The 9,755-nt window shown below is 40.0% G+C and carries 11 protein-coding genes; 10 read left to right on the plus strand and 1 reads right to left on the minus strand.

Annotated elements, in window-relative coordinates; translation table 11 throughout:
• From PSN35_RS04300 to thiL, 5 genes are all read left to right on the plus strand, one after another.
• On the plus strand, nucleotides 1-367 hold a 367-nt coding region (locus PSN35_RS04300; protein WP_300029946.1), incomplete at its 5' end, for a Fic family protein.
• Entirely contained in the window at nucleotides 355-1,221 is an 867-nt protein-coding gene (panC, locus tag PSN35_RS04305) for a pantoate--beta-alanine ligase (protein WP_300029948.1), read from the plus strand. The genes PSN35_RS04300 and panC, both read left to right, overlap by 13 nt.
• 14 nt (nucleotides 1,222-1,235) lie before the next feature.
• The gene (locus PSN35_RS04310; RefSeq protein WP_300029950.1) at nucleotides 1,236-1,814 is read left to right on the plus strand and encodes an NfuA family Fe-S biogenesis protein; all 579 of its coding nucleotides are present in this window, start codon (nucleotides 1,236-1,238) and stop codon (nucleotides 1,812-1,814) included.
• A gap of 50 nt (nucleotides 1,815-1,864) precedes the next feature.
• Nucleotides 1,865-2,371 (plus strand): hypothetical protein, encoded by a 507-nt coding sequence (locus PSN35_RS04315; protein ID WP_300029953.1) that lies wholly within the window; start codon nucleotides 1,865-1,867, stop codon nucleotides 2,369-2,371.
• A complete protein-coding gene (thiL, locus tag PSN35_RS04320) occupies nucleotides 2,368-3,297 on the plus strand; it encodes a thiamine-phosphate kinase (protein ID WP_300029956.1) in 930 nt (309 codons plus the stop codon). Before PSN35_RS04315 ends, thiL begins: the two co-directional genes overlap by 4 nt.
• A 22-nt stretch (nucleotides 3,298-3,319) precedes the next feature.
• Here the strand turns inward: thiL and dksA are convergent, their stop codons facing one another.
• The gene (gene dksA, locus PSN35_RS04325) at nucleotides 3,320-3,730 is read right to left on the minus strand and encodes an RNA polymerase-binding protein DksA (protein ID WP_300029959.1); all 411 of its coding nucleotides are present in this window, start codon (nucleotides 3,728-3,730) and stop codon (nucleotides 3,320-3,322) included.
• Between the two features lie 91 nt (nucleotides 3,731-3,821).
• On the opposite strand from dksA, the gene PSN35_RS04330 reads away from it, so the two are divergent.
• The 5 genes from PSN35_RS04330 (at nucleotide 3,822) to PSN35_RS04350 (ending at nucleotide 9,448) form a co-directional block, all read left to right on the plus strand.
• A complete protein-coding gene (locus tag PSN35_RS04330; protein WP_300029962.1) occupies nucleotides 3,822-4,583 on the plus strand; it encodes an HAD family hydrolase in 762 nt (253 codons plus the stop codon).
• The gene (gene ilvA / locus PSN35_RS04335) at nucleotides 4,567-6,060 is read left to right on the plus strand and encodes a threonine ammonia-lyase, biosynthetic (protein WP_300029965.1); all 1,494 of its coding nucleotides are present in this window, start codon (nucleotides 4,567-4,569) and stop codon (nucleotides 6,058-6,060) included. Before PSN35_RS04330 ends, ilvA begins: the two co-directional genes overlap by 17 nt.
• Complete coding sequence (rimI, locus tag PSN35_RS04340; RefSeq protein WP_300029971.1) at nucleotides 6,023-6,484, plus strand: ribosomal protein S18-alanine N-acetyltransferase; 462 nt, start codon at nucleotides 6,023-6,025, stop codon at nucleotides 6,482-6,484. Before ilvA ends, rimI begins: the two co-directional genes overlap by 38 nt.
• An 88-nt stretch (nucleotides 6,485-6,572) precedes the next feature.
• Complete coding sequence (locus PSN35_RS04345) at nucleotides 6,573-8,801, plus strand: NADP-dependent isocitrate dehydrogenase (RefSeq protein WP_300029974.1); 2,229 nt, start codon at nucleotides 6,573-6,575, stop codon at nucleotides 8,799-8,801.
• A gap of 116 nt (nucleotides 8,802-8,917) precedes the next feature.
• A complete protein-coding gene (locus PSN35_RS04350) occupies nucleotides 8,918-9,448 on the plus strand; it encodes a hypothetical protein (protein WP_300029977.1) in 531 nt (176 codons plus the stop codon).
• Nucleotides 9,449-9,755 lie beyond the last annotated feature (307 nt).

Raw genomic sequence — 9,755 nt, forward strand, 5'->3', positions numbered from 1 at the left:
GATGCGAGGACTGATTGATAATGCGGGTGAATTTTCTACTAAGCAAAGAGTTTTGCCTAATAGTGATACGCAACTTACTCATCCGGACGATATTGAAGAAGAGTTGGAGAATTGGGTAAAAGAATACAGCAATATTCAAAGCTTAAGTGACATTGCAAAGTCACACTACTATTTTGAAATGATTCATCCGTTTAGTGATGGTAATGGGCGCATGGGGCGTTTGATTATTCTGGCACAGTGTTTACAAATAGGTGTTAAGCCACCAACGATTAATGAAAACAATAAAGCGTTGTATTATATTTTGCTAGATTATGCAAAAATAAATCCAACACCATTAGCGTATTTTTTTAAAGCATGTTCAAAATAAAGACAATGCAGGTTTGTCAGACTAATCAACAGGTTTCAGATTTGGTGTCAACTTGGAGGTTGGCAGGTAAAAGTGTTGCTTTTGTGCCAACTATGGGTGGACTGCACCAAGGGCATTTGTCATTGGTTGAGCAGGCAAAACAACAGGCTGATAATGTCATTGTTAGTATTTTTGTTAATCCTACTCAATTTGGTGAAAACGAAGATTTTGAACAGTATCCAAATACTTTAAAAGAAGATTTAAAACAACTTGAGGCACTTCAAGTGGCAGGGGTTTTTACACCTGATGCTCAGCAGATGTATCCAGATGGTTTTTCCACTAATATAAAAGCTGGTCATTTAGCTGAAGGTTTGTGTGGGGAGAAACGTCCAGGATATTTTGATGGAGTGGTGCAAATAGTGCATCGATTGTTTGAAATTATATCGCCCGATATAGCAATATTTGGCCAAAAAGACTATCAACAGTTGTTGGTCATTAAACAGATGGTTAGCGAATATTCACTGCCGATAAAAATATTATCTGCAGATATTGTACGTGAAGCGGACGGTCTTGCCATGAGTACCAGAAATCAGTATTTATCAGCTAAAGAGCGTACAGAAGCAGCTCACTTATATCGAATATTGGTGCAATTAAAGCAAGATGTTTTATCTAATAAGACGGTTGACTCTGCGATACTTAATGCTGAGCAGTCTTTAGCAAAGCATTTTAAAATTGATTATTTATCCGTGTTAGATGCCAATACCCTTAGCGCTACTACTGATAATACGACGAAAATTGCGATATTATGTGCGGTGTTTTTAGGATCAACCCGATTGATTGATAATATTATTTTTCACCCAAAACAAACTACATAACCAAAAGGATTTTTATGTTTACGATTACAGACGAAGCGCAAGTGTATGTTGCAGATTTATTTGCCCAACAAGATGATCAAGAATTAGCACTTAAGGTTGGCGTTGAAAAAGCTGGCACACCTGCTGCTACTGTATCATTTAATTTTTGTCATCCTAAAGATTTAACGCCAGGTTATGAAAAGTTCGAATATCCAGGCTTTCTTGCGTATATCGATAAAGTTGATTTTTCTTATTTGAAAGAATCTGAAGTAGCATTAAAAGATGAGGGTGCAGGTAAAAAACTTACTATTACCGCACCAAATGCCAAAGGTGAAGAGCCAAAAGAAGATGCACCATTGGCTGAACGAATTAAGTATGTGTTGGCCGCGGAAATTAGCCCAGGGTTAGCTTCTCATGGCGGCTTTGTTGATTTGGTAGAAATTACGGATAATAACGATGTTATTTTAAATTTCGGTGGTGGTTGTCAGGGTTGTTCTTCGGTTGCTGCCACGTTAGAGCAAGGGGTTGAGGCACAATTAAGAGCAAGATTCCCAGAAATAAAATCAGTACGCGATCAGACTGATCACAGTAATACTGACAATGCTTATATGTAAAAACCTTCCAGAGGTTTGAGCTGATTAAGCAGATGGTGTAAACTAGCGCCATGATTATAAAAATAGACGCAACAGAGCAAGAGCGTAAGGCGGCAAAAGCAGCTCATGAGCTATTCACAATTAACGCCATTTTGATCCATGTTATTGGTGGATTGGGATTGATTAAACTCTTGAATACCAGTCTGGATATAGCCATTGGACTAACCATTGTTATTTCGGCAATGTTAATTATTTACACCTATTTCCGAACCAAGAAAGCCAAATCTAACGATCCATATCTGGTTTATTTGCATTGGCAGTTGTCACTCAACCGCTATAAAATTTTAATTACCGCTTATATCTTTTACTTTTTGATTACTTCACTAGGATTATTGATAGGAGACTCAGGCGTGAGCAGTATGGATGGCACCAGTATCATTGGATCAATCATGACGCTATTAGGCACAGTGCCTTTATTTTTTGCTGTGTTGGTTTCTGCTGTATTAGGTTCAGGCTCTATGTTTAATGCAGGTCGTGGTGAAATTGATCAAACGTTTGCGCAAAAATATCCTCAATGAATGAATTCAATCTAATTGAAAAATATTTCAATTGGACTAGATTAGATTTAACAGCTGTTGGTATTGGTGATGATTGTGCGCTGATTTCAATTCAGCCAGAACAGCAATTAGCCATGAGTGTTGACACTCTTATCGAGGGTGTGCATTTTCCAATTAATACCTCACCCGCTGATATTGCACACAAGGCGCTTAGTGTTAATTTGAGTGATTTAGCCGCCATGGGTGCTACACCTAAATATTTTACTTTGGCGTTAACGCTGCCAGAATATAATCAAGTCTGGCTTGAGGCGTTTTCAGCATCACTGAAGACACTGGCTAATCGATACAAAATAGATTTGATTGGTGGTGATACAACTAAAGGCAAACTAAGTATTACTATTAACGTAACAGGTGTTGTGCCTAGTAATAAGGCCTTGTTGAGATCTTCGGCTAAAGTGGGTGACACTATATTTGTGTCAAATACACTTGGCGATGCAGCATTAGCTTGGCGGCAGATTCAACAAAATATCAAGCCTAGCCAAAACCTGTTAAAACAGTTTAATGCGCCCGAGCCTCAAGTGGCACTTGGCCAATCTTTAATTGGTCTTGCTAACGCTTGCATTGATATCTCGGACGGCCTAGAGCAAGACCTTGGTCACTTGCTTAATCGCTCCCAGGTAGGCGCAAAGATTAATTTGACTGACATCCCTTTGGCGGAAGAGGTGGCTAGTTATTTAAAAGAAACTAATGATTGGTGTTTGCCATTAGCGGGTGGCGATGATTATCAATTATGCTTTACAGTTGCACAAGATAAGGTGTCAGAAGTTAAAGCATTGGAAAAAGAATTAGGCATTGAGCTTAATTCAATTGGCGTTATTACTAAAGATATTGGTCTTGAGTATTCAAAAAAGCTTGATCAAACGTGCTCTTCATACCAGCATTTTTAATCAAACTCCTGGAGGGGGTTAGTTAAACCTCTCGCTTTTCTGCAATCGTTTTACAATCAATACACTCATCAGCGGTTGGGCGCGCTTCAAGGCGAATTAGTGCAATTTCCGCGCCACAGGTTTTGCAATAGCCGTAATCACCCATTTCAATAATATGTAAGGTTTTGTCAATTTTGCCAATAAGCTTGCGTTCACGATCACGCGTTCTAAGCTCAAGTGCAAACTCTTCTTCTAAAGTAGCGCGATCATTAATATCAGCTACTTGGGTTGAATCTTCTTGAATGTGATTAATGGTAGATTCCGCATCGCTAACTAGCTGATCTCTCCACACGTTTAGCTTGTTTTTGAAATGATCAAGCTGAGCGCTGTTCATAAATTCTTCATCCTTTTTAGGTGAATAATGAGGTAGATCTTGATAGTCTGTCTGTGACATGATGTAAGATTAATTTAAAAAAAATATGTTTATACCTAAAGTAACTTAAAATAGCAATTTATTTTTCAATATATTTCATTATAAAACTATTATGGCATTAGAAGCATTAATTTTTGACGTTGACGGAACCCTTGCAAACACTGAAAGAGATGGTCATTTAGTGGCTTTCAATATAGCCTTTAAAGAATTAGGCCTAGATTGGGTGTGGTCAAACGAACTGTATCATGAATTATTAAATGTAACGGGTGGACAGTTGCGAATTAAATATTATCTAAGTAAATACAACACCTCGTTTCAGCATGATGATTTGGATAACTTTGTTGCATCAATCCACAAGCTAAAAACCAGTATTTATGTGCGCCTAATGGACGAAGGTGCAGTGCCATTACGCCCTGGTGTTGAGCGTTTGTTCAACGAAGCAAGAGCTTCAGGCTTGCGCTTGGCTATTGCTACCACGACAACACCCGCTAATGTTGACGCCTTGATTGCCAACACACTAGGTAAAGAAGCGCTTGATTGGTTTGAGGTTATTGGTGCAGGTGACGTAGTGCCTAAGTTAAAGCCAGCAGGGGATATTTACACCTACGTGCTTGATAAAATGAATATTGATGCTGATAAATGCTTAGCCTTTGAAGATTCTCAAAACGGCATTATTTCCGCAACCCAAGCTGGCTTGAAAACATTAATCACTGTTAATGAGTACACGAACACTCATGAGTTCAAGGGTGCTTGCGTTGTGTTAAATAATTTGGGTGAGCCAACTAAAGCCTTTGAAGTGATTAAAGGTCAAGCAACTGAGGCGAAATTTGTTGACGTGGCTTATTTGCAGGAGCTTCATGCACAGCATTGTTAAGCTTGCAGATCACTCACGTGTTTATGATGTCGTTGAGGTTACGCCACTTACGCTAGCGTTTCAATTATCTAAACGCCTAACTAATAACGTCTATCTAAAGCGAGAAGATGAGTTAGCCATTCACGCGTTTAAGCTGAGAGGTGCTTATCAAAAAATCTCGTCATTAACAACTGATCAAGCCGCCAAGGGTGTGGTTGCCTCTAGTGCTGGAAATCATGCTCAAGGTGTGGCGCTGTCTGCACAAAAACTAGGCATTGAAGCCATTATTGTCATGCCGTTATCAACCCCTAAAATTAAAGTTAATGCGGTTGAACAGCTTGGTGCCAAAGTGGTTTTACATGGTGATGTGTATGATGACGCTTATCATTACGCCAAGCAATTAGAGCAAGAGCAGGATCTGGTGTTTATTCATCCGTATGATGACATCGAGGTGATGGCCGGCCAAGCAACGGTTGCCAAAGAATTATTGGCACAATTACCTAATATTGACAAAGTGTTTGTACCAGTTGGTGGTGGCGGTTTGATTGCTGGCATGGCTACTTACATCAAACAATACGCCCCTAATATCAGAGTGATTGGTGTTGAGCCGCAGGATTCACCTACGTTGTATGAAGCGCTTAAGCAAAATAAGCGCGTCGTTTTGCCTGAAGTAGGGCGCTTTGCAGACGGGGTTGCAGTTAAACAAATTGGTGAGAAAACTTTTGAGATTGCCAGGCAGGTGGTTGATGAAGTCGTGCTAGTGAGTAATGATGAGATCTGCGCTGCCATTAAAGACATTTATGAAGATGTTCGCTCCATTTCTGAGCCGGCTGGCGCCTTGGCAACTGCAGGTATTAAAAAATATGTCGAGCAGCACACTATTACAAATGAGAATCTAATCTCGGTGGTTTCAGGGGCTAATGTTAATTTTGATCGACTACGCTATATTTCTGAGCGTGCTGATATTGGCGAATACAATGAAGCTATTATTGCTGTTACGATTGATGAAAAGCCGGGTAGTTTTTTAAAATTCTGCCAAATGTTGGAGAATCATTCGATTACAGAATTTAACTATCGTTATGGCTCTGACACGCAGGCGCGTATTTTTGTTGGTGTTTCGCTCAGTGAAGGTTTGAGCGAAAAGAAACAGCTATTAGATAATTTATCGCAGTCATTCGATGTCTTAGACATGAGTGATAATTCCATCGCCAAAACACATATTCGTTATATGGTGGGTGGGCGTAGCAACTGTACTAACGAAGTGCTATATCGATTTGAGTTTCCAGAGCGCCCTGGCGCCTTGCTTAACTTTTTGAAAAAAGTCGGCACTCAGTGGAATATTACGCTGTTCCATTATCGTAATCACGGTGCTGACTTTGGTCGTGTTTTAATTGGCCTGCAAGCGCAAGATGTTAGTGAACTTGAAAAGAATTTTGATGAGCTGGGATATTTTTATCAAAATGAAACCAATAACAAAGCATATCAGTACTTTCTTTAGATCGGCATCAATTCAAGATTTAGATCAAATTTTACGCATTGAGCAGCGTGCTTATTCACAACCCTGGAGTGAGCAAAAATTTGTTGATTCGTTTAATCATGCTGATATTGACATACAGCTAGCTACCCAAGATCAAATGGTTATTGGCTACTGTTTAACGTTGCCGTCACTGGAGTTTGTTGATGTGTTAAATATTTGCATTGATCCAGATTATCAACAGCAGGGTCTTGGTCGCCAGCTATTGGATAACTTATGCAAACAACACAAAGGTAGTGCGCGAAAAGCCATTATGCTAGAGGTTAGAGAGTCTAATATTGTTGCCATAAATTTTTATCAATCGTATGGTTTTAAACAGATCGACATTCGCAAAAAATACTATTCAAACGGCGAGGATGCTAAAATATTGCGTTTACAAATAGACTAGTAGCTTAATGGTTTATTCGTTGTTACAGTCAATTAATCACGGTTTGCAATATTAGTTGTGCGATAGTCAAATCTTTATAGGAATCACCATGTCAGAACAGTCTAAGATTATTTACACCTTAACAGATGAGGCGCCAGCCTTGGCAACCTACTCATTCTTGCCAATTGTTAAAGCATTTACCTCAGCTGCTAATATTTCAGTAGAAACTCGAGATATTTCATTAGCGGGGCGTATTATCGCTAATTTTTCACAGCGACTAAGTTCGCAACAACAGACGAATGATGCGCTGGCTGAGTTAGGTCAACTAGCAAACTCAAAACAAGCTAACATTATTAAACTGCCTAATATCAGTGCTTCTGTGCCACAACTAGAGGCGGCAATCGCTGAACTTCAAGCGCATGGCTATGACATTCCTGACTATCCTGCCAATCCTAACACTGAAAAAGATAAAGCCAACAAGGCTATTTTTTCAAAAGTATTGGGTAGTGCGGTTAATCCGGTGCTACGCGAGGGTAATTCAGATCGTCGCGCTCCTGGTTCGGTTAAAAGCTATGCTCAAAAAAATCCACATTCCATGGGCGCTTGGTCGTCTGACTCTAAAACGCATGTTGCTAGTATGACAGAGGGGGATTTTTACGCCTCTGAGAAATCAATAACACTTGATAAAGCGACTCAATTTAGCATTCAATTTAACGGCACGGATGGCTCAACTCAAATACTTAAAACGCAAGATGCTTTACAAGCAGGCGAGGTAATTGATGCGGCGGTAATGAGTCAATCAGCCTTGAGAAATTTTTTATCAGAAGCGATTAACCAAGCAAAACAAGAAGGTGTTTTATTTTCGGTGCATTTAAAAGCCACCATGATGAAAGTCTCAGACCCTATTCTTTTTGGGCAAGTGGTTAGTGTATTTTTTGCCGAGGTTTTTCATAAACATGCAGCGATTTTTGAGCAATTAGGCGTTAATGCTAATAATGGTTTGGGTGATATTCTTAGTAAGATTGAAACATTAACACCGAATCAACAAGCGGAAATCGAAGCAGATATTCAAGCGATATTTGCCAAACAGCCTGATGTAGCCATGGTTGATTCTGACAAGGGTATTACTAATCTGAATGTGCCGAGTGATGTAATTGTTGATGCTTCTATGCCGGCAATGATTCGTACCTCGGGCCAGATGTGGAATAAAAATGGCCAATTGCAAGATACCATGGCTGTTATTCCTGATCGCTGCTATGCAGGTGTTTTCCAAGAAACTATTGATTTTTGTAAAGCGAACGGTGCTTTTGATCCAACCACCATGGGCTCTGTTGCCAATGTGGGTTTAATGGCACAAAAGGCGCAAGAATATGGCTCACACGATAAAACGTTTCAAATGCAAAATTCTGGCGTGGTGAGTGTGGTGTCGTCAGATGGTGAGGTGCTACTTGAGCAAGCCGTTGAAGCGGGTGATATTTTCCGCATGTGCCAAGTTAAAGATGCACCGATTCAAGATTGGGTTAAATTGGCGGTTAATCGTGCTCGGGCAACCAAAACGCCAACAATCTTCTGGTTGGATAAACAGCGTGCGCATGACCGTCAAATTATTAGAAAAGTCACTCAATATTTATCAGATCATGACACAACAGATTTAGAGATGCATATTATGTCTCCAGAGGAGGCGACTCGTTACACGCTCAAGCAAATCAAAGCGGGTAATAATGTTATTTCAGTTACCGGCAATGTGTTGCGCGATTATTTAACAGATCTGTTTCCAATATTGGAGCTAGGTACCAGTGCCAAAATGTTATCTATTGTGCCACTAATGAATGGCGGTGGCTTGTTTGAAACGGGCGCAGGCGGATCAGCCCCTAAACATGTTCAACAGTTGATGGCTGAAAATCACCTGCGTTGGGATTCTTTAGGTGAGTTCTTAGCATTAGCCGTTTCACTTGAACATTTAGCCACTACTTTTGATGCGCCTAAGGCTGAAGTTTTAGCCAGCACCCTGGATGAAGCCACAGCTAAATTTCTAGATAACAATAAATCTCCATCACGTAAAGTAGGGGAGTTGGATATCCGCGGTAGTCATTTTTATCTAGCCATGTATTGGGCAAAAGCGTTAGCAGCCCAAACTCAAGATGCTGATTTGCAGGCGCAATTTGAACCTATTGCACAAAATCTAGCAGATCATGAAGTTGATATCATTACTCAGCTTAATGATAGCCAAGGCAAGTCGGTTGAAATGGGCGGTTATTATCAGCCTAATCCAGCGCAATTAAATAAGATAATGCGACCAAGTGCCAGCTTTAATTCAATCATTGATTCTATATCATAGTATTACACTCTACTAATAGTGTTGCAATGCATGATTAGAGGTGTATTATGGTTCAAGTAAACATTAATTTGTCTGCGTATAACCTATATAAAAAAATAACTCTTAGAGGAGAAATAATGAAAAACGTAACAAAAGTAGTAGCACTTGCTACAGTAGTGGCAGCTACTTCAGCTTCAGCTTTTTGGAATAACAACAATGGCTATGGTAACAACAACGGTTGGACTAACGGTAACGGTCTATCTAACTGGGGTCCTTTCGACGGTGGTTCAAACTTCGGTCCTATGAACTCAGGTTCTAACTGGGGTCCATTTACTGGCGGCCAGAACATGGGTCCTTTCAACGGTGGTTCTAACATGGGTCCTTTCAACGGCGCTCAAAACTTTGGTCCTTTTGCTAACAGCAACAACATGGACAACGATTCTGACTGGGGTTTCCATTACAACAATAAGAACAAGACTGGCAACGTATCTAACGCTACTGCTGATGGCAACTACGCAGGTGCGGCTTCAGCAAATGCTAAAGCGCAAGCTGATGCTTATGCTAAAGGCGCGGCTGATGGTTTTGCTAAAGGCCAAGCTGATGCATACGCTAAAGGTTACGCAGACGCTAAAGCAGCAGCAGCAGCTGACTCACGTGATGCTAAGTAATTAGTAATGTGTTAAGCGGATGATTTAACCCATTCGCTATAAGCTTAAAACCACTCTAAAGAGTGGTTTTTTTTCGCCAACTGTTATTTACCTATATATGTATATAGAGTTACTATAAATTTAATCATAATTAAAATTTCAAAAATTTTATAAAATCAGCATTAATTATTGAAGGTACATTCGCACCATAAGTGCACAACTTCCAATTTTCTAGCATCGATGCCAGTCATGCTATAGAATACCTCAAAAGGTGTTCTATAGCTCAAACATTTTCTAGGTCTTGAGTTAAGGCTGCCACTGACAGCCT

Source organism: Candidatus Thioglobus sp. (assembly GCF_028599055.1).
GTDB lineage: Bacteria > Pseudomonadota > Gammaproteobacteria > PS1 > Pseudothioglobaceae > Thioglobus_A.